Below are 19,599 nucleotides of genomic sequence, written 5' to 3' on the forward strand. Positions count from 1 at the left end.
ATTTGTTAAATCCATTCAAAGCCAAACACCTGGTCAGCGGCGAATCTGCCGAGGAAAAAGTTCACCGCTTTCTTATTGAGCAAGGACTGAAACCGGTGGCTCGTAATTTTCGCTGCCGCTTGGGAGAATTGGATTTGATCATGAAAGACAGAGAAACACTGGTAATTATCGAAGTCCGCTACCGTAAATCCAACCGTTACGGCAGTGCTTTGGAAAGCGTTACCCCGCGAAAACAATCGCGCATCATTGCCGCCACACGGTTCTATTTATCACGACACCCGTCGCCTTGTCCGATACGCTTCGACGTCGTTGCCGTTTCCGGCGATGCTACTATCGATTGGATAAAAAACGCCTTTTTAACTTGACTACTTCCATCATGTTACAAGAACGAATTACCCTGCATTTCAACGAAAGCCTACAAACTCTACAAGAGACTTTGACCGGTCTCGGCGAAACGATCGAATTCGCCTCACAAAAACTAGTTACGGCGATATTAAACGACAACAAAATCCTTGTCTGCGGTAACGGCGCTTGTGCCGCAAATGCCGGACAGTTTTCGGCCGCGATGCTGAACCGATTGGAACGCGAACGCCCGGCCTTACCGGCGATTGCATTGACTGCCGATACTGCCGTTATTACCTCGATTGCCGCAGACTACCATTTCGACGACATTTTCGCCAAACAAGTCAAGGCCCTTGGCCAAAGCGAAGATATCTTGCTGGTCTTCTCCAGCAATGGCAATCCTGCCAACATCCTTAAATCGGTTACGGCCGCGCACGACAAAAATATATCGGTGATCGCATTGACCGGACATGATGGCGGTATGCTGGCACCGATTTTAAATACCTCGGACATTGAGATCCGAGTCCCCTCCAGTAACGATATCCGGATCCAAGAAACGCATTTATTGATTAGCCACTGCTTATGCGATCTGATCGACCAACAAATATTCGGAAGCCTTTAACCTAGAAAAAGCGTTTCACTATGAATAATAAGAAGTTAATTCAATAACTTGCTGTAGGTTTGCATAGAACTTTCGCTCACCGAATAGGCTAATGAGAATGTTTAAGTTTTTTCTTGAAATCCTTCATGTGCTTCATGGTTAAACTGCCGATTTTAGATTTAACGCTAAAGTTTCATTCTTTTCAAACTAACGCTCATGAAGACCCCGCCATCGCCCCAACAAATGAAAATTCGGCCAGGGAGGGTGCGATCACTCGCCCGACAGGACGCCGTGAATACGTCCTAGCAGGCTCGACGGCGGCTATCCCTGCCGCCGACACCTGCCAATCGAGCAATCGAACCCTTCATGAAATAGGGACGTCGTTATTTATAACCAAATCCTTACCGCACACAAAGTCTAGTTTGATACATTTGACTCATCTACCTGTTCTATGCCTGCTCGGTCGGCAATCGACTTCGGAAATTCCTTTTTCACTTTTACACCGAGATCGACGAAGCTACCGGCCTGCCGAATCAGGTTGCCGTTTCCAGTCGTCAATTTATTCATGATGCCGTCGTATGTTTGCCCGACTGTTGCAAGTTGTCTGCCGAGCTTTTCGAAGTCTTCGACAAACCCCCTAATTTTATCGTACAGCGCTCCGGCTTTGTCGGCGATCGCGCGCGCGTTTTCATTTTGGCGTTCATAGCGCCAAATATTGTCGACGGTGCGTAGCGTAGCCAGCAACGTGGTCGGCGTGACTACGACGATTTTGTGTTCGAAGGCATCATTGAACAGCTTTTCATCGGCCTGAAATGCAGCCATGAATGCCGCTTCGATCGGCATAAACAACAGCACGAAATCGAGAGAACGCAGGCCCTTTAAGTCGGAATAGTCTTTACCGCTCAAGCCTTTAATGTGTTCGCGCACTGCTTGTACATGGGCCTTGAGCGCCGCTTCACGCTCTTGGTCGTCCTCGGTCGAACAATATTTTTCATACGCCAAGAGCGATACTTTCGAGTCGATCACGACATCCTTATTTTCCGGCAAACGAACAATCACATCGGGCTTGAACAAGCGATTATCATGATCTCTGAACGCGCCTTGGGTCTCGTATTCGACGCCTTTGCGCAAACCGGATTGCTCCAAAACTTTTTCCAGAATCATTTCTCCCCAATTGCCCTGTGTTTTCTTGCTGCCTTTGAGCGCACGGGTCAAATTCAATGCTTCCTGATTCATTTTTTCGGTATCGCGACGTAGCGAGATGATTTCCTGGCGAAGAGAAATGCGGTCTTTGGTTTCGTTGTCGTAAATATTCTCGATGCGAGTCTTGAAATCTCCGAGCTGCTGCCGAAGTGGGGCAACAATATGATCGAGCGCGGTTTTATTATGTTCGGCGAATTGCTTGCCGCGCTCCTCGAAAATTTTGGCGGCCAGATTTTCGAATTGGGTTTTGAGTTGTTGCTCAGCTTGCTGCAGTAATAGCAGTTTTTCCGAAGCGCTTTTACCTTGTTCTTCGAGCCGGGCATGCAGGTCGGCGTTTGCGGTTTTGGTTCTGAGTAACTGTTGCTGTAAATGATCGCATTCTCTCTCCTTAGCATCGAGAATTTTAAGTTTTTCCTCCGCGACGGCTAGGCGAGTTAGCATTTGCTGATTGTTTTTTTTCTCTCTAAGGTTGAATAGCAGCACCGATACAATGCCGGCGAGAAATCCGATCAATAACATAACCGGTCCGGGTATTTGGTTTAGTAATTCCATTAGGCTTATTCAAGAGTCAAAGAAAATACTCCCTTTTGATCGAAAAACCGTCTAAGAAAAAAGGTATGGGATATGTCTATCGAGGACCGCCGTAAACCCATCCATGGGGGCTTGACGGCAGCAATCCCTGCTGCCGACATCCTCGCTAGCCACACCCCCATACCTTCATAAAGTTAGCCATTTTTTGAGCATAAAGGGAGTAGCACGCTGATAACACTGATTAACACCTATAAAGGGATCATTGTTCATCTCCCTATGTTAAAGCCAAATTGGTAGACGGGCTTTTTCTTTGAAAAGAGGGGTTAAGGTGGGCTTAGTTTAAACAGTATCTCTTAATTCTTCTTTATAAGTGAATCGTTACTGTGAAAGTTCATGAATTCGGACTCCTTATCTAATTTTTCGATATGCAAAAGACTGCTGTACAAATGCCGGTACCGAGGAGGGTACGGTTGCTCGATCGACAGGCGTCGGCGGCAGGGAAAGCCGCCGTCGAGCCTACATGGACGTATTCACGGCGTCCTGTCGGGCGAGTGACCGCATTCTCCACCACGCCTCGAGCTTTCATTTGCCGGGGCGATGACGGCTTCTTCATGATCGTTACGATAAAAGAAGACTTTGGCGCCCAAAATTATCCGGCACATCAGCGTCATCCTAGCTTCATAAGTCGGCCGTGGTCGTTAGCTTTTGCGCCAAGCCACCGAAACGTTCGATTTTACGCAGCACGGTTTCGTTGAAAACCTTTTGATCGGACAGTATTTTGACCGATTTCCGGGCGCGAGTAATCGCGGTATAAAGCAATTCTTTGGTCAACACCGGATTATGTTTATCCGGAAGAGCAATAAGAATTTCGTCGAATTCCGAACCCTGGCTTTTATGGATCGTCATTGCATATACGGTTTCGCAATGCGGCAATCGAGCCGGCAAGCATTTTTTGATGCTACCGTCGGGACTTTGGAAAAACACCATCAATTTACCGTTTTGCTCGGCGTCTTTCAGACACAGGCCGATATCGCCGTTATATAGTTGCAGCGAGGCATCGTTTTGCGTAATCATGACCGGACGTCCATGATACCAAGTCCCGATAGGGTTGATATGACCCGTTGAAGCTAATCGGCGTTCAACTTGGCTATTAATATCGGCGACGCTATATTTTCCGGCCCGATTCGCACAGAGCACTTGAAATCGCTTAAAGACATTAAAAATTTGCTCGATATCATTTGAATTCTCGATCGCGCGTAAATAATCGAGCCGATGACCGGCAATATAGGCGATCGCATCTTGATTCAATAAGCCGATGTTTTCATTAGCGGCCTGCAATGCCGACCAAGCGGCTTCAGGGTGCTGCAAATTGACCGCTTCGGCCAGGTTTTTGATCGTCACATCAAATCGGTGCGCTTTTTTTAGTTCGACAGTATGATCCGGCAACGCTGCAGTCAAGTCTGCCAATACCGCGCCCGATTCGACCGATGCCAATTGATCCTTATCGCCGAGCAAGATCAACCGGGCACTGGGTTTGAGTGCATCGACCAATTTACTCATCAACGCTAAATCGACCATCGAAGCTTCATCGACTACGACCAAATCGAAAGGCAGGGGTTTTTCGGCGTTATGCCGGAAATAAGGCGAAGGCGGACGAGAACCTAGCAGGCGATGCAGGGTCGTGACCGATTCGGGAAGAGATTGTTTGACAGCTTCCGAGCAAGGCAAGGCACTCTTGCTGTTACCTATCGATTCCTGCAGGCGCATTGCGGCTTTTCCGGTCGGTGCTGCAAGGGCGATGAATAACGGGCGTTGTGCCAATTCCTGCAGCAAAGCCAGAATCTTAACGATAGTCGTTGTTTTACCGGTCCCGGGACCGCCGGTAATTATGCAGAACGTTCGATTAAGCGCGGTTTTTGCTGCTTCACGCTGCCAGTCGATTTCCGCAATGGCGAACGGGAAGTAGCGGTCCAATAAGGCTTCGGCGTCAACAGGGGAGACATTGACGCGGGTCATTGCGCCGATCCGGTTGACCAAGTTTTTTTCATAGGCCCAATAACGCTGAAGATAAAGTCGGTCGTCTTCAACTATTAACGGCGCGGTATCGGTCGTCGAAGCCAGACCTGAAGCCAAGACTGCCTCACGGGCTTTGGCATCGATACGAATACAACTATGCCCTTGATTTTGCTCGAAGGAAAGACGAGCGATCAGTTTTTCGAAATTATCTTGCTCGGCACCGGTCAAGGCGCTACGGCGGCTCAAAAAACGAGAAAAAGCCATATCGAGGCGGGTAAAAGTAGATTCTTCTTTCATTTGTCAGATAAATTTCGGCGCTTGTTGCCGGAAAATGAAGCCAATAGGACGCTTTAAAACATCACGAGAGAAATAGAGGGAGCCCTTATAAGGCAGTGTCTCAATAGCTTTTAACATGGAGATATGTACCCGAATATTGATTTTGAGTTCTACGACTTAAGTTTAGCTTAATATTCCCAAGGGTAAAATCATTTTGTTGTTAAATAATAAGGCTTTACATTATGAATAAAATCATATTGGCAAGTTCTGTGTTTATGATGAGTAGTCTATTTACTCAGCCTATAAAGACAGTTGAGGCATCCGACCAGCATAAAGCTAAGTTGACTTCGGGCAAAACCGCTGGAAAGCTTACGAAAAAGCGATTGGGCCAAGCGTCTTGGTACGGCCCTAAGTTTCACGGCAAAAAAACCGCGAGCGGACGCAAATTCGATATGTATGCGATGACTGCGGCCCATAAAACACTGCCATTGTTATCCTACGTGAAAGTCACTAATCCCAAAAGCCATAAATCGGTTGTCGTACAAATCACCGACCGCGGGCCTTATCATGGTAAAAGGGAACTGGACTTGTCCTATGCCGCCGCCATGCAAGTGGGCATTCAAAAGCAGGGGGTCGGTTTTGTAGAGATTCAACCGTTGAGTCGCTCTCAAGCGATAGCCGAAATTCACAACAATGATTCCTAATTGACTACGCAATCTCTCTGAATTGGCGAATCCCTAAAAGCCGAAAGCGCATTGACTTTGTCTCGTTCCCAAGTTCCAGCTTGGGAATGCCTACCGTCAAGATCTGCTTGTATACACGCCAAGCGGAGCTTGGGCTATTATAGACTACAAAGCTAGAGCTTGGGAGCGAGAGCCTCCGCTCCGTCAAAAATCTCCGATAAGGCCTCGATACGTCGTAAATCCGGCCTATCCCGATAAACACCGTTCATCGGCTGTTCGGGCTGCATGCCGCGCACGAATAAATATAGTGCCCCACCGAAATGCTTTTCGTAATCGTAATCGGCCAAGCGTTGACCCAAATAGCGGTGTAACACCAGCGTATACAGCCAATATTGCAATCCGTAATTATGCTCGCGCATCGCGTCCGTCAACGCTTCCGATCGGTAGTCCAGCAGGCTGTTGGTTTTATAATCGATGACATAATAACGGCCGCCGTATTCGCAAATTAAATCGATGAAACCGGTCAAATAACCGCACATTTGCTTGCTGTTCAGCGCTTGATAAACCGGGGAGTCCGATAAGATCGCATTGATTTGTGCGGCGTTCATCGACTGCATTGCCAGATAAAACGGCATTTCTTTCAAACATAGCTCATCGGCAATATTCATCAGCAAAAAAGCCGGATCATCTTCGGCCAAGGGGGTTGTCACGACGGCTTGCAATAAGTTATCGATGGCTTCAGGATGCTCCGTTTGCAACCCGTAACGCCGACAGGTGCTATCGCGCAACTCGGCGATGTTCGGCATATCGGCCAAGTACGCGAAATCGAGACGCTCCAGCAAGTCGTGCACGACGTTGCCAGTATGCGCGCCTTTCGGCAAATCCTCTTGCATGCCGGCCGCCGACAAGGCCGGTTCCGCATCGAGCGAAACCAATTCGCGGGCCTTGTCTTCCGGCAATTCCGGCGCGTCCTGTAGACTCAAAGCCGAGAGTGCTGTGTAACTACTCATTTGCCAATCGGTGCGTAGCGAACGCAGCCTCGACCTTGCCGATAGCCGGGTTTCGTCGAGCCATTTTTCGTAACGGCCCTTTGACATCGCCGGTAATTCCAATAACCGATATTCGAAAGCATTCGGGGCGCGGCTGCAATAATCGATCAGGATCGATTGTTGCGCGGCAAAATCGCAATCTTCGAAACCGAGTAGCCAAGCCAATGCCGATTGATTCGGAACATCCTTGCTTCGCACATCGGCCCAGGCCAGATAACTGCGATATTTAGCCCGGGTCAACGCTACATAACATACGCGCAAATCCTCGGCCAATTCTTCGTCGATCGCTTGCGCGCGGCGTCGTTCGAAATCCTCCGAGCCTAAATCGGCGACGATGCGCCCTTGCTCGTGACATTGAATCAAGGGCCGACCGGTGGAGAGCCGGCTGCTGCGTTGCCAGAGGGACGGACAAAAAACAATATTATACTCGAGCCCCTTCGACCGATGCATCGTGACGATCTTGACCGCTTCGTCATCGCTTTCTAAGCGCATGCATTGCTCTTCGAGACTGACTTTACCGCCCGCCGTATCGGTGATACGCGCGCGCAGCCAATCCAATGTTTTTCCGATGCCTAAATGCTCGTCGACAGCGGCTTGCTGCACTAACTCGATCAGATGATGCAAGTTGGTCAAGCGGCGCTCGGCAAGACGGCTAGCCGATAGCTGCAAACGTATTTGCTCTTGGTCGAGCAAACGCTGCATCATCGCCATCAGTCCTTGGTTTTGCCAGTGCTGATAATAATTCAAAAAATGCGACAGCCAGGCATCCAAGGCCGCTTCTTGATTCAGCATGCAATATAAAGTCTGCCCATCTAATCCGAACCAGTCGAGCGTTAAGGCTTGCTTCAATAATGCTGTGTCGCCAGGATGTGCAATGGCCTGCAGCAAGCAAAAAAAGTCGGCCGCTTCGGCGGTCGCGAATACCGATTCGGTGCTGTTCAAAACCGAAGGGACGCCGGCTTCGCGCAATGCCGCTTGATATTCCGAGGCTTGGCGATTGGTTCTAACCAATACCGCGATATCGCCCGGCAGAACTCGCCTGCCGCTATCGCTCAAAAAGTAAGGCTCATTGAGCAATCCGACGATTTCGTTGACGACCTCGGCCTGAAGACATTCGCCGGCTTTGCCGGAACTCCAGTGGCCCTTGTCGCTTTGTGGCAGTTGCCAGAGCACCATCGGCGCCAGCGTCTTTTTATCGAGACTTAGGGTTTTATCCGCATTGGCGGGAGCGCCTACAACCGGTTGGAATTGCAACTGTTCGAGAAAAAAGGCCCGCTCGCGGCTGAATAAGGCATTCACCGCCTCGACCAGGGTCGGCTGCGAACGCCAGTTCGTGCCGAGGGTAAACCGATGATGCGCCTGTTGCTGCGCGGCAAGGTAGGAAAAAATATCGGCACCGCGAAATTTATAGATCGCTTGCTTGGGATCGCCGATCAGATACAAATAATGTGCGTCTGAACCGAATAAGGTCGAAAATATCAGCCACTGATTCTGATCGGTATCCTGAAATTCGTCGATCAATGCGGCCTTGAAGCGTTGTCTCAATTCGGCGGTCAATAATGCCCCTTGATTGCCTTGCAAGGCAAGGGCAAGCCGGCTAATCAAATCATCGAACGACAATATATTGAGTTGCTTCATCTGCTTGTCCAGCTCTATGCGGACATGCTCTAACAGCGCCCGACGAAAAACCAGGCTGATTTGATCGATCGAGTCGGACAAGGCATCAAAAGGCGTGCTGTCGATTTTCAGTGTTGCCAGATACTCGTGCTTGCGCTGCTCGCCGGTTTGCGTTTTGGTTTTTCTAAACTTGTTACCGTTCAAGCCATCGACCAGGCCGGTTACCGTCAAACATGCAAAAGCCTCGGGGCTTGGAGGTTGCAGTGTTTCCTGGTTTAGCCAGGCGCGCAACTCTTGGAGGTGATGTTCAAAAATTTCGGTACAAGACGATTTGAAGAAGCCGTCACCAAAGTGGTTCAGCAGCGTTTGAGCAGCCTGCTCTAGGTGGATACGCGCTTGCTCTGCCTGCTCCCGGCAGGCGGCTAATGCTTCGTTCGGATCGCGATACTCCGGAAAAATCTCGATATCGAGCGGAATGCGATCGATGCCGGCTAATAATGCATCTGGAGTTGAGTTCGCTGCGGTCAACAAAGCCGCTTCCCAGGAGGCTCTTTGATAAATTTGGCCGCGCCAGAAATCGTCGGCACAAGCTTGCTTAACGGCAGCCGCATCGACGGTCAGTTCGGAATCGAAAAGCTGGCCGCTTTCCAGCGCATGCTCCTTCAAGACCCGCTGGCAAAAACCGTGAATCGTAAACACAGCGGCCTGATCGATATCGAGCAGGGCCAACTCCAGTCTTTTTTTGATCCGATCGCGGTCGATCTCGAGACGGTTTAGCCATTTGATAATCGCACCGTCAATGTTTTCGGTTTTCCCGCTTGCGGCCTGTTTAGCCTCATTGAGCCTGAGCCTGATCCGCTCCTTCAGCTCCTCGGTGGCGGCCTTCGTAAAAGTCACCACCAACAACTCGTCGATTTTCATATCGAATTCGACGACAAAGCGTAGCGCCAGCATCGCAATCGCATAGGTCTTGCCGGTACCGGCGCTGGCTTCGATTAAGTTGATACCTTGGCGACAATCGGTTGTTATCGGGTCGAAATGTTCGGATGGCATGGAGCTTTGAGTGAGGGTTTTAGCGTGCTTGAATTTATGTATCGCTTCGCGGGTTTTCCGAGTGAGTCATCGACAATAATCGGCTATGTTTCATCAGCCTCGACCCCAGGCTTGATCGACACCGATCCAAACCGATTTGATACCGAATTGCTTCTTTAAGGCTTCGGAAAAACGTTGGGCTTCCTGCATGCTGGTAAAGCCGGGGATGGTCAATCGATACCAGGTTTTGCCGTCGACGACTACTTCATTAATGTCAACGGTAACACCTTCTATTCTCAGACGTTCCGCTTTCTTTTCAGCAGTAGCCGCTTTTTGAAAGGCGCCAATATTAATCGAGTAATCCTGAGCTTCTGCCGCATGACTGCGTGGCTGGGCCGCGCGTTTAGGCTCTGCTGCCCGTTCAATTGATAATTGCTGAACTTTGTTTTCCAAACGACTCAGTCTATCAAGCAAGTTTTTTTGTTGTTCGAGTAAATCGTTTGATTTATCGGCGGAAATCGGCTTTTGTTCAGCCGTGTCGAGTGCCGTCGTTTTTCCAGAGGCCAGTTCCGAAACATGTTGACTCAAGCTTTCGATTTTAGCTGCCAATTCGTCATACCCGTGCTGGCTATCGAGACGCCTAACCTGAGCTTGTTGCGCGCTTAGCCGTGAAACTTCCGCGCGAAGATCGGTATTCCGGTTGTTACTAATGAAAGCAAAGCCCGCTGCAATTAATAATGCAATGATAGCAAGGACTAGTGCTGTAAAATTCAAAGTCGATGTTTTGGCTAGGTTCGTTTCAAAATCTTGTTGCTTGCTAGTCAACTCGTCTAGTTCTGTCACTGGCTTTCTCCGCTGATTTGGCTTGATTAAGCGGCGGCAATCGACTCAACCATTTTTTTAATTACCGCAAAAATGCATTAGCTTTTATTATAGACTCAAAAATGAGACGCTACATTAAACAGGTCCCAAGCTTCGGCAAATAACCTCTTTTTATAAAGAGGGGAAATCGAACATGTTTTGGCGGATAAAATGTTAGTCTCCTTGAGGTTTACGAAGAAACCTCGATAATCGACTCAATTAATAGAGATACAATATGAAAATATGGGTGGATGCCGATGCGTGTCCGGTAGTGATCAAGGAGATTTTGTTCAAGGCGGCCGAGCGCACCAAGACGCAATTGACGCTGGTCGCCAATCATTCAGTGAATGTGCCACCTTCGCGTTTTATCGCTTTCCTTCGGGTGCCGAAGGGTTTCGATGTGGCCGACAATGAAATCGTCAAAAAACTCGCTCCGGGCGACCTTGTCATTACCGGCGATATTCCGTTGGCAGCGGAAGCGATCGAAAAAGGCGCTAAAGCATTGAATCCGCGCGGAGAATTATATACCAGCGAAAATATTCGATCGCTGCTGAATATGAGGGATTTCATGGATACATTGCGATCCAGCGGCATTCAAACCGAAGGCCCCGCGGCTCTCAATCAAAACGACCGAAAAAACTTTGCCAATCATCTGGATAAATTATTGACGCAATACGCTAACGGTAAATGTCAACTACGTTGACATTTACCGGGGGTTACCTCGCCAAGCAGGGATATGCTAACCGTCCGTATTGGGCAGCTGATGGTAGAGGGACTTTCACTCTCCTTGATTCTTAGCCTTGCTGGCTGCACCTAAGGCTTGCCCCCTTTATTCAGGTGATTTTTAATGAGCCGACTCAATTATTGGCAAACGCGTGCATCGGCCTTGCTTTTGGGGTTAGTCTTCGTCACGGTTGCGGCATGGCAAGTCGGCAGTATTTTGATCGCACCGGCCTATCGTAATGTAGACAAACCGAATTTGGATTTTCCGGTTTACGATGCGAGGTTAAACAGCGAGTCCGGTGCCGAAATAGCTGTTTGGTATGCACCTGCGGACAGGGCCGAAGCAACGGTTATTTTGTTGCATCCGATCCGCTCGGACCGAAGAGCAATGCTCGGCCGCGCCAGGCTTTTTCACCGGGCGGGATACGCTGTAGTTTTGATCGATTTGCAAGCGCATGGAGAAAGTACGGGACCGCATATTACATTCGGCTATATTGAACGCCACGATGTCAGCGCTGCTGTTGCCTACGCCCGGAAGCTGAATCCACGACATCGAATCGGTATCGTCGCGATTTCCTTGGGCGGTGCGGCGGCGCTAATGGCTTCGCCTTTACCTATCGATGCGCTGGTTTTGGAGTCGGTATACACGACGATCGAGGATGCGGCCAAAAACCGGCTTGCAATGCGTGCGGGTCCGTTGAGCACACTATTAACACCGTTATTGCTGTGGCAATTGAAGCCCCGACTTGGCGTTTCATCATCGGAACTACGCCCGATCGATTTCATGGCAAAAATCGAAGCGCCGGTGTTAATTGCAAACGGCGATATCGACCGGCATACGCCGATCGCCCAAGCACGGCAGTTGTTCGATACTGCGGATACGCCTAAACAATGGGTCGTTTTCAAGGGCGCTGCCCATAACGACTTGTTGGCATTCAACGCCAAGCACTATGAAAACGAGGTATTGCCGTTTCTCGACCGATACTTAAGGTTTCGTAACAAATAACTTCCCGATTTGTCTTCGTACCTACGCACTACACTCGTTAGATGATCCCCTCATTTCCGGTTATTCAGTCCGCAAGGCTTCCAGCGGATTCAACCGGGCGGCTTTGATTGCCGGCATTACGCCGGCAGCCATGCCGATCGCCAGCGACAACACAAAGGCAGCGGCCAGATAACTCCAAGCCAATTGCACCGGCAGGGCCGGAATGAACTCAACGATCAATTGCACAGTAAGCATGCCGACGGCTATACCGGCCAATCCTCCTGCGAGACTGAGCGCCAAGGCTTCGGCTAAAAACAACTGAAAAACCACGCGGCGCTCGGCGCCGAGCGCACGCAACAGGCCGATTTCGGAGATACGTTCGGAAACGGCGATCGTCATGATTGTCAAAATGCCGACCGAACCGACCAATAACGAAATACCGCCTAACGCGCCGATCCCCAGCGTCAAAATCGATAACACCGAATCCATGGTTTCGAGCATTTTGTTTTGCGTTATGATCGTAAAATCCTCGAAACCGTGGCGCCGAATCAATAAATCCTTGATAACTTGCTCGACTATTTCGACCGAAATGTCGGGATTGTAAATGACATCGATCTCTATCAGGCTTTGCCGGTTGAATAATTCCAAGGCCTTATCCGCCGGGATATAGACCGTATCGTCCAGATCGAAGCCGAGCATTTGGCCTTTCGATTCCATCACGCCGATAATCCGATAACGGTCTCCGCCGATGCGAATACGCTCGCCCAGCGGATTAGTGCGACCGAATAGTTCGCTAGCCAATTTACTACCCAAAACTGCGAATGCTCGAGAAGCGCTCTGATCGTCCTCGGGTAAAAACCGGCCGCTAGCGATATTGATTTTCCAAATTTCCGGTAATGCAGAACCCACGCCGAAAACGTTGGCACGCCGGTGGCGGCCTATCGTTTCCACGCGCGCATTGCCTTGCACCATGGGCATTGCGGCGATGACATTCGGGAGTCTGCCGACACTCTCGGCATCATCGATCGTCAAGGGCCTCACCGTGCTGATGGTGGCTCCCGATATGCCGAAGGTCGTGGTTTTGCCCGGGGTGATCGCGAGCAGATTCGTTCCGAATTGCGTGAATTCGTCCAACACGAAACGATGAATGCCTTGTCCGATCGATGTCAGAATCACGACAGCGGCAATGCCGATAATCAAACCCAGCGCGGTCAACGAAGAACGCAGCTTTTGATTCAGTACGGTCCGTAGCGACAATCCGGCCAAATCGAAAATAGTCATCGCCAGCTTACCTTTTCGAAAGCGCGGAAACCGGGTCCATCTTCGCCGCCTTCCGTGCCGGCAACACCCCGAAAATCAAGCCTGTCGCCAGCGATACGGCTAGCGCGGCGGCAAGCGCCCAATCCGGAAGAATGAACGGAAACGCCGGATAAAGCATTTGTAACACGAACAGAATCGACTGACCGGCGGCGAGTCCTAAAACCGCCCCGGCCAACGATAACAGCGCCGCCTCGGTCAAAAACAAACGCTGCAACTGGCTCTTAGTGGCGCCTAATGCCCGCAACAAGCCGATTTCCGAAGTTCGCTGCGTCACGCTGACTAGCATCACATTCATAACCAGCACGCCCGCTACCGCAAGGCTTATCCCGGCAATGCCGGTCACAGTTAAGGTCAGCGCAGTCAATATTTTGTCGAAGGTTTGCACCACGCTGTCTTGGGTGATGATCGTCACATCGTCTTCACCTTCATGACGGGCCTTGATGATCTCGCGTATATCATCGACTGCTTTATACATCGCCGGTTTCGATTTGGCTTCGACCAACACTCGGAACAGTCCTTCCGTATCGAATAGTGCTTGCGCCGAGGCAACCGGAACGATCACGATTTCATCGAAACCGACGCCAATCGACTGGCCTTCGGTCGACAGCACGCCGACGACTCGAAAACGCCGGTCATGAATACGCAGCCATTGCCCGATGGCCGGTCTCTTCGGAAATAATTCCTCGCGGATCGTTTGGCCGATGACGCAGACTTGTTGCGCACGCTTGACATCCGTATCCGGTAAGAAACGGCCCTGAGCCATAGTCAATCGGCGCACGCGCTGCAGCGCATGAGTCGAGCCCAAAATATTCGCCTCGCGCTCGAGCGCTTGGCCGCGCACCGAAACCGGCGCCGAGCCGACCGAAATCGGCGCTACCGCGGCGATATAATGACTCCTGAACAAGGCTTCGGCATCGTCGAGCGTTAAATCGCGCGGCGTTTCGCCCATAATCGGCGGGTGCCCGCCGACAGTTTCCGTTCTGCCCGGCAAAATGATCACTAAATGCGTACCGAGCGTTTCGAATTCTTGGACTATGTAATTGCGAGCACTTTCGCCCAATGCAACCAATACCGTGACCGACGCCACACCGATGCTCATCGCGAGAATAATCAAAGAAACTCGAAGCGGCTGTGTTTTAATCGCGCTTATGGCTTGATTTAGGGTGTCGGTTATTCTCATGAAAAATTTAGGGGCGCAGATATCGGGATGTTTACATAGACTGAAAGCAAATTAAGGCTTGGCAGATTTTTTGATTTCTTATGTTAAGAAGGAATCATCGAGCATTTATTGTTTTTTAGTTAAGACAATGTTTATAAAGTACTTATTTATAGCTATTTTAGATAAGTTGATTATAATCGACCTGTGTTCCCTTAGAGTCAATACTTCCTTCTTCGTTGTTTTAGTCATGCGTTTGAAGGTAAAACGAATTGACTAGCGTAAACATAACAGCTGTATCTATGGATTAGATGGTTTGGTTTGTGTTAGTTGCGATTACTTGACTGTTCGTGAATGCAATATTAACTAGCTCGGCAACGTTTTGTTTGAGTTAAGCTTAATTTAAAAAGGTAGTTATTAAAAATAATAACGGTATGTCCGTTTTTCGCTTCGTTTTGATGCTGCGCAATTTTGAACATTAATGAGTTTAAAACCGCCCTTGTTAACATGAAGAGTTTATTTTATCGGAGATGCCGGCAGCAGATGGGGCATGAAGTCTGCTTGGAAGGGTTTGTTCTGCATTTTCAATCGCTGCGCTAAGCAAAAAAGCTTAATCATCTTTAAGGGTGCGATTTGTGTTTTATGGCGGTAATGCCAGCCGCGTTTTGCATATCGAAAAATTAGATAAGGAATGCAAAACTGCGAACTTTCACAGTAATAACCTCTCTATCTTGTTTATTTATTTTGGTAATTGCCGAATGACATCCTGTCAATATTTGAACAGGTTTTTTTTATTGTGAAAACGAGTATAGGTGAAATAACGATGAAAACAATAACAACAGTTTATTTGACTTTAAGTTCGACAGTTTTACTATTCGGCAGTCAACCCTTAATGGCGGCGTGTAACGACGTTCCACGGCAAGCATTGGAAAATGCAATAGTCGCAGCTGAATCTGCAGGAACTGACACTGGCGGCTATGGTTTGCCGATGTGGGTTACGATGGTTGATGAAACGGGAAAGGTTTGCCATGTGGCGACTAGCGGTACGACCGGTGCGAGTGCGGGAAACTCTCAATGGCTGGGTAGCCGGGTGATTTCGGTTCAAAAAGCCAATACGGCTAATGCGTTCAGCTTGGATGGCTATGCCATATCGACAGCCAATTTATATAGCGCTGTGCAGCCGGGAGGAAGCTTATACGGACTCCAGCATAGTAATCCGGTTGATTCCACGCGTGCTTATGCGGGAAGCCCTAATTCTTACGGTACGAATCGCGACCCTTTGAAAAATCGACGGATCGGTGGTGTCAACGTCTTTGGCGGCGGTTTGGCTTTGTACTCAGGGGGCAAAAAAATCGGCGCGATCGGCGTTTCCGGGGATACCTCTTGCCGTGACCATGCCTATGCATGGCGAGTAAGAACAGCGCTTAACATGCATCCGAGCGGCACCGGGATAAGCACTGTCAATCTTAATGCCGACGGAGATGTTCAAACGCCTCTTGCAGGTGCAACCGTCGGAGACGAGATGATTTTGACCGGCAATGGCGGTTACTGGGATGCTTGGTCGCAGCCGGCTTGCCCTAATTCAACAAATGCTGTAACGCTCGATAACGGAACTTTGCAGGCACCTTGATAAAAACCTCGTGGAACACAGAGAGCAGGGATAGCTCTCTTGCTTTAAGGATTTGGTTGTAAATAACTTCCCTATTTTGGAGGGTTCGGTTGCTCGATTGGCAGGTGCCGGCTACAGGGAAAGTAGTTGTCACGGCATCCTGTCAAGCGAATTGCCGAATCCTCAATAAAGCTCATTGCTCCAGGACCTCATTTATCGTGTAATTCTAAATAAAATTTTTTCCGATGAATAAAATTTTGCTGCTGTGTGTTTTGATAGTGCCTTATACAATACTTGCGGTTTTACCGCTTCTGCTCCCTTCAAAACCAGGCAGCTTCTGCAGCCAGAAGTCAAGTAAAGCAGACATCAAGCCAACGCGGACACAAATTCCGGACTTACGAGTTTTAGCCGCAACATCCAGTGGACAAGTCATACCGACTCCGGAACAAATCGAAGAAGAGCGGCTCGTCGAGGATGAGCAAGTTACTCTGGCCGGCGATTGGTTGAAAGATCAAGACCCAAGACAGCGCGTTATCGGAGCCGAGCAGCTTTCAGCCTACCCGACAAGAAAAGCCGGAGATCACCTTTTGGACGCATTGAGAAATGATGCGTCCGCCGAAGTGCGTTCGGCAGCGGCGGAAAGTCTCGGTTTTTTCGAATCTGCGGAAAAGAATATTCTCGATAGTTTAATCAGTGCGTTATCGGACAGCGATGCAGCTGTGCGGTCCAGTGCATTCAGTTCATTACAAGTGTTACTGAATCTTAGCGAGAACAATCAGGCGGTACAGAAGCACATCGAGAGTCAGCTTAAAGAATTGCTCGAAATCCGCCACCTTCCCGACGAGGTGCGCGACGCTATCCAAAGCTATTTAGACGATAACACAACTTCTTTGGAATGAGCCTCATTTGCAGGGCAAACTGAAAACGAAGAAACCACATGTTTCGTTTACGCTTAATCTTAAATTCGGCAGCTATCCCTTTAACCAACAAGAATTCGGCGCCGTGGCGATTAACCGCACCCTGCCCAACGCTTAGCTCTTTCATTTACTTGGGCGATTACCAGGCTTTCATGAACGTTAGGTTAATTGATAATTACCGCTCTTCGCTGCGCACCCCAATTCCCCGGCTTTTCATTGAAAACGCCGGCGCAACGCGTTCCGCAAAATTTACAACACCCTTTTTCGTCGAGATTCCAGTCGGATAATTGATACCAATCGCGACCGATCAAGAGCTTTCCGCAGTGATGACAGTAAGTGCTGTCCGCTTCTTTTCGATGCACATTACCGACATAGGCGTAACGGACGCCGTTTTTGATGGCGATATCTCGCGCGAGCAATAGAGAAGAAACCGGCGTATGCGGCTTATCCATCATTTTCCAATCGGGGTGAAACGCCGTAAAATGCATCGGCACATCGGGACCTAAGTTTTCGACGACCCATTGTGTCATCGCTTCGAATTCGTTTTCCGAATCGTTCTCGCCGGGAATGACCAAAGTTGTCAATTCAAACCAAACTGAAGTCTCATGCTTAAGATAAAGCAGGGTATCGAGCACGGCATCCAAATGACTGCCGGTAATTTTATGATAAAAGTTTTCGGTGAAAGCCTTTAGATCGACATTGGCGGCATCCATATATCGATAAAACTCGGCCCTAGGCTCAGGGCAGACATAGCCGGCCGTCACCGCGACCGATTTGATTCCGAGCTCTCGGCAAGCGATTGCGGTATCGATGGCATATTCATGAAAGATAACCGGATCATTGTAAGTATATGCGACGCTATCGCAGCCGTTTTCCCGCGCCGCTCTAGCAATCGCCTCAGGCGATGCCAAACTCATCAGCGCATCCATCTCGCGCGATTTACTGATATCCCAGTTTTGACAGAATTTACACGCTAGATTGCAACCGGCCGTGCCGAAGGATAAAATGGGCGTGCCCGGTAAAAAATGGTTCAACGGTTTCTTTTCGATCGGATCGATCGCAAAGCCGCTAGACCGGCCGTAACTGGTCATGACGACTTGACCGTTTTGGTTTTGCCTGACGAAACACAATCCTCGCTGACCTTCATGCAATTTGCAAAATCTAGGACAAAGATCGCATTGTACGCGCCCATCCTCTAAAGCATGCCAATAGCGTGTCGTAACGGTGTCTGGGGTAATCAAGTTAGGCATTAGCGCTCTCCCGGAACCAATAAATGTTTTAACGGGTCAGTGGATTGTAAGCTTTCTGTTATAAAATTCTCTCCATCCCACTTCTTATACAGGATATTGTCTATGAACAGAAGACCCGCAGTCGCAGGCTTGTTTTATCCTGACGATCCGATTGAGTTGCGAACAATGGTGGATCATTATATTAATGATGCCGAAACCGAGGCGAAAGTTCCGAAGGCGATTATCGCCCCCCACGCCGGTTACATTTATTCAGGGCCGGTTGCTGCCAGCGCCTATGCGAGACTAAAACAAGCCCGCGATACCATCACCCGCGTCGTGCTGATCGGCCCTTCGCACCGAGTGGCTTTTCGCGGTTTGGCCGTTACCCGCACCGACTACTACACAACGCCATTGGGCAATGTGGCTATCGACCGGACTGCGGTTGAAGCATTGATGAAGCTACCGTTTGTCGAATATATCGAACAAGCGCATACTCATGAGCACAGCTTGGAAGTGCATTTGCCTTTCTTGCAGGAAACACTGGCCAATTTCAAATTAGTCCCGATTGTCGCCGGAGATGCTTCGGCCGATCAAGTCAGCCGTGCTCTCGATTTGGTTTGGGGCGGTCCCGAAACCTTGATCGTCATCAGCTCCGACCTGAGCCATTATCACGATTATTTAACTGCGAAAAAACTCGATCAACAAACCAGTACCTTGATCGAGCAAATGCAATACGAAAAGCTATCGTCCGAGGACGCCTGCGGCAAAGTGCCGGTATCCGGATTATTGAAATTGTTGCGGCAAAAATCGATGCGTATCAAAACCGTTGATCTCAGAAATTCCGGCGATACCGCAGGCGATAAAGACCGAGTCGTGGGGTATGGCGCCTATGTCGTTGACTGAACAAGACCGCAGGCGTCTTCTGGATTTAGCCAAGCTGTCCATTACTCATGGTTTAAACACCGGCAAAGCGCTCAAGATCGATCTAAGCGATTATGCACCCGAATTGACTGTGCCGCGCGCAACATTCGTGACCTTACAAAAACAAGGGCAACTGCGCGGCTGCATCGGCATGCTTGAAGCGGTTAGACCAATGGCCGAGGATGTCGCCGAGAATGCTTTTTCCGCAGCATTCAAGGATTACCGTTTCCCACCGCTCGAAGCCGACGAGCTCGATGAATTGGACATTCATATTTCGATACTGAGTCCCGCCGAGCCGATTGCATTCACTTCGGAGCAAAACCTCATCGATCAATTGCGCCCAGGTATCGACGGCTTAATTTTGGAAGAAGGCCTCAAACGAGGCACGTTTTTACCTTCAGTCTGGGAATCCTTGTCCGATCCTCGGCAGTTCTTACAACATCTCAAACAAAAAGCCAGGCTTCCCTCGCATTATTGGTCGGATAGCATTAAGATTTCGCGGTATACTGCCGAAATTATCGATTGATT

17 protein-coding genes are annotated in these 19,599 nt (G+C 49.4%); 9 read left to right on the forward strand and 8 right to left on the reverse strand.

Annotated features, from left to right (window positions below; genetic code table 11):
- Positions 1–2: 2 nt before the first annotated feature.
- On the forward strand, positions 3–365 hold the full coding sequence (locus ACINK7_RS20545) for a YraN family protein (protein WP_404361489.1): 363 nt from the start codon (positions 3–5) through the stop codon (positions 363–365).
- An 8-nt stretch (positions 366–373) separates the two neighbouring features.
- A complete protein-coding gene (locus ACINK7_RS20550; RefSeq protein WP_404361490.1) occupies positions 374–964 on the forward strand; it encodes an SIS domain-containing protein in 591 nt (196 codons plus the stop codon).
- A 396-nt stretch (positions 965–1,360) separates the two neighbouring features.
- Here the strand turns inward: ACINK7_RS20550 and ACINK7_RS20555 are convergent, their stop codons facing one another.
- The 3 genes from ACINK7_RS20555 to recD all read right to left on the reverse strand — a co-directional run bounded on the left by ACINK7_RS20555 (position 1,361) and on the right by recD (position 4,990).
- Entirely contained in the window at positions 1,361–2,698 is a 1,338-nt protein-coding gene (locus ACINK7_RS20555) for a DNA recombination protein RmuC (RefSeq protein WP_404358239.1), read from the reverse strand.
- A gap of 509 nt (positions 2,699–3,207) precedes the next feature.
- Positions 3,208–3,339 (reverse strand): hypothetical protein, encoded by a 132-nt coding sequence (locus ACINK7_RS20560; protein ID WP_404358241.1) that lies wholly within the window; start codon positions 3,337–3,339, stop codon positions 3,208–3,210.
- Between the two features lie 16 nt (positions 3,340–3,355).
- Positions 3,356–4,990 carry an exodeoxyribonuclease V subunit alpha gene (gene recD / locus ACINK7_RS20565; protein ID WP_404358243.1) on the reverse strand — a complete coding sequence of 545 codons (1,635 nt, stop codon included), beginning with the start codon at positions 4,988–4,990 and terminating at the stop codon, positions 3,356–3,358.
- A gap of 221 nt (positions 4,991–5,211) precedes the next feature.
- On the opposite strand from recD, the gene ACINK7_RS20570 reads away from it, so the two are divergent.
- The gene (locus tag ACINK7_RS20570; protein WP_404358245.1) at positions 5,212–5,673 is read left to right on the forward strand and encodes a septal ring lytic transglycosylase RlpA family protein; all 462 of its coding nucleotides are present in this window, start codon (positions 5,212–5,214) and stop codon (positions 5,671–5,673) included.
- Positions 5,674–5,825: 152 nt separating this feature from the next.
- On the opposite strand, the gene recB is transcribed toward ACINK7_RS20570, so the two are convergent.
- Together recB and ACINK7_RS20580 are read right to left on the reverse strand one after the other, a co-directional pair.
- The gene (gene recB / locus ACINK7_RS20575) at positions 5,826–9,371 is read right to left on the reverse strand and encodes an exodeoxyribonuclease V subunit beta (RefSeq protein WP_404358247.1); all 3,546 of its coding nucleotides are present in this window, start codon (positions 9,369–9,371) and stop codon (positions 5,826–5,828) included.
- A 93-nt stretch (positions 9,372–9,464) separates the two neighbouring features.
- On the reverse strand, positions 9,465–10,193 hold the full coding sequence (locus ACINK7_RS20580) for an SPOR domain-containing protein (protein WP_404358249.1): 729 nt from the start codon (positions 10,191–10,193) through the stop codon (positions 9,465–9,467).
- Between the two features lie 253 nt (positions 10,194–10,446).
- Between ACINK7_RS20580 and ACINK7_RS20585 the strand changes: the two genes are divergently transcribed.
- On the forward strand, positions 10,447–10,914 hold the full coding sequence (locus tag ACINK7_RS20585) for a YaiI/YqxD family protein (protein ID WP_404358250.1): 468 nt from the start codon (positions 10,447–10,449) through the stop codon (positions 10,912–10,914).
- 144 nt (positions 10,915–11,058) lie between these two features.
- Entirely contained in the window at positions 11,059–11,940 is an 882-nt protein-coding gene (locus tag ACINK7_RS20590) for an alpha/beta hydrolase (protein ID WP_404358252.1), read from the forward strand.
- A gap of 60 nt (positions 11,941–12,000) precedes the next feature.
- On the opposite strand, the gene ACINK7_RS20595 is transcribed toward ACINK7_RS20590, so the two are convergent.
- Entirely contained in the window at positions 12,001–13,200 is a 1,200-nt protein-coding gene (locus tag ACINK7_RS20595; protein WP_404358254.1) for an ABC transporter permease, read from the reverse strand.
- Between the two features lie 7 nt (positions 13,201–13,207).
- On the reverse strand, positions 13,208–14,419 hold the full coding sequence (locus tag ACINK7_RS20600) for an ABC transporter permease (RefSeq protein ID WP_404358256.1): 1,212 nt from the start codon (positions 14,417–14,419) through the stop codon (positions 13,208–13,210).
- Between the two features lie 799 nt (positions 14,420–15,218).
- On the opposite strand from ACINK7_RS20600, the gene ACINK7_RS20605 reads away from it, so the two are divergent.
- Positions 15,219–16,025, forward strand: a complete 807-nt coding sequence (locus tag ACINK7_RS20605) for a heme-binding protein (RefSeq protein WP_404358258.1) — start codon at positions 15,219–15,221, stop codon at positions 16,023–16,025.
- Between the two features lie 224 nt (positions 16,026–16,249).
- Positions 16,250–16,903 (forward strand): HEAT repeat domain-containing protein, encoded by a 654-nt coding sequence (locus ACINK7_RS20610; RefSeq protein ID WP_404358260.1) that lies wholly within the window; start codon positions 16,250–16,252, stop codon positions 16,901–16,903.
- A 182-nt stretch (positions 16,904–17,085) separates the two neighbouring features.
- Here ACINK7_RS20610 and amrS read toward each other — a convergent pair whose 3' ends face one another.
- Complete coding sequence (gene amrS, locus ACINK7_RS20615; protein WP_404358262.1) at positions 17,086–18,171, reverse strand: AmmeMemoRadiSam system radical SAM enzyme; 1,086 nt, start codon at positions 18,169–18,171, stop codon at positions 17,086–17,088.
- A 102-nt stretch (positions 18,172–18,273) separates the two neighbouring features.
- Here amrS and amrB point away from each other — a divergent pair, with 102 nt between their 5' ends.
- Both amrB and amrA read left to right on the forward strand, forming a co-directional pair.
- A complete protein-coding gene (amrB, locus tag ACINK7_RS20620) occupies positions 18,274–19,053 on the forward strand; it encodes an AmmeMemoRadiSam system protein B (RefSeq protein WP_404358264.1) in 780 nt (259 codons plus the stop codon).
- Positions 19,040–19,597, forward strand: a complete 558-nt coding sequence (amrA, locus tag ACINK7_RS20625) for an AmmeMemoRadiSam system protein A (protein WP_404358266.1) — start codon at positions 19,040–19,042, stop codon at positions 19,595–19,597. Before amrB ends, amrA begins: the two co-directional genes overlap by 14 nt.
- The last annotated feature ends 2 nt before the right edge of the window (positions 19,598–19,599 follow it).

This window comes from Methylotuvimicrobium sp. KM1, assembly GCF_044788715.1.
Taxonomy (GTDB): domain Bacteria; phylum Pseudomonadota; class Gammaproteobacteria; order Methylococcales; family Methylomonadaceae; genus Methylotuvimicrobium.

Coding starts and splice junctions, on each gene's coding strand:
- ACINK7_RS20555 (WP_404358239.1), bottom strand. CDS start 2,698: ATGGAATTACTAAACCAAATACCCGGACCGGTTATGTTATTGATCGGA.
- ACINK7_RS20560 (WP_404358241.1), bottom strand. CDS start 3,339: ATGTGCCGGATAATTTTGGGCGCCAAAGTCTTCTTTTATCGTAACGAT.
- recD (WP_404358243.1), bottom strand. CDS start 4,990: ATGAAAGAAGAATCTACTTTTACCCGCCTCGATATGGCTTTTTCTCGT.
- ACINK7_RS20570 (WP_404358245.1), top strand. CDS start 5,212: ATGAATAAAATCATATTGGCAAGTTCTGTGTTTATGATGAGTAGTCTA.
- recB (WP_404358247.1), bottom strand. CDS start 9,371: ATGCCATCCGAACATTTCGACCCGATAACAACCGATTGTCGCCAAGGT.
- ACINK7_RS20585 (WP_404358250.1), top strand. CDS start 10,447: ATGAAAATATGGGTGGATGCCGATGCGTGTCCGGTAGTGATCAAGGAG.
- ACINK7_RS20590 (WP_404358252.1), top strand. CDS start 11,059: ATGAGCCGACTCAATTATTGGCAAACGCGTGCATCGGCCTTGCTTTTG.
- ACINK7_RS20595 (WP_404358254.1), bottom strand. CDS start 13,200: ATGACTATTTTCGATTTGGCCGGATTGTCGCTACGGACCGTACTGAAT.
- ACINK7_RS20600 (WP_404358256.1), bottom strand. CDS start 14,419: ATGAGAATAACCGACACCCTAAATCAAGCCATAAGCGCGATTAAAACA.
- ACINK7_RS20605 (WP_404358258.1), top strand. CDS start 15,219: ATGAAAACAATAACAACAGTTTATTTGACTTTAAGTTCGACAGTTTTA.
- ACINK7_RS20610 (WP_404358260.1), top strand. CDS start 16,250: ATGAATAAAATTTTGCTGCTGTGTGTTTTGATAGTGCCTTATACAATA.
- amrS (WP_404358262.1), bottom strand. CDS start 18,171: ATGCCTAACTTGATTACCCCAGACACCGTTACGACACGCTATTGGCAT.
- amrB (WP_404358264.1), top strand. CDS start 18,274: ATGAACAGAAGACCCGCAGTCGCAGGCTTGTTTTATCCTGACGATCCG.
- amrA (WP_404358266.1), top strand. CDS start 19,040: ATGTCGTTGACTGAACAAGACCGCAGGCGTCTTCTGGATTTAGCCAAG.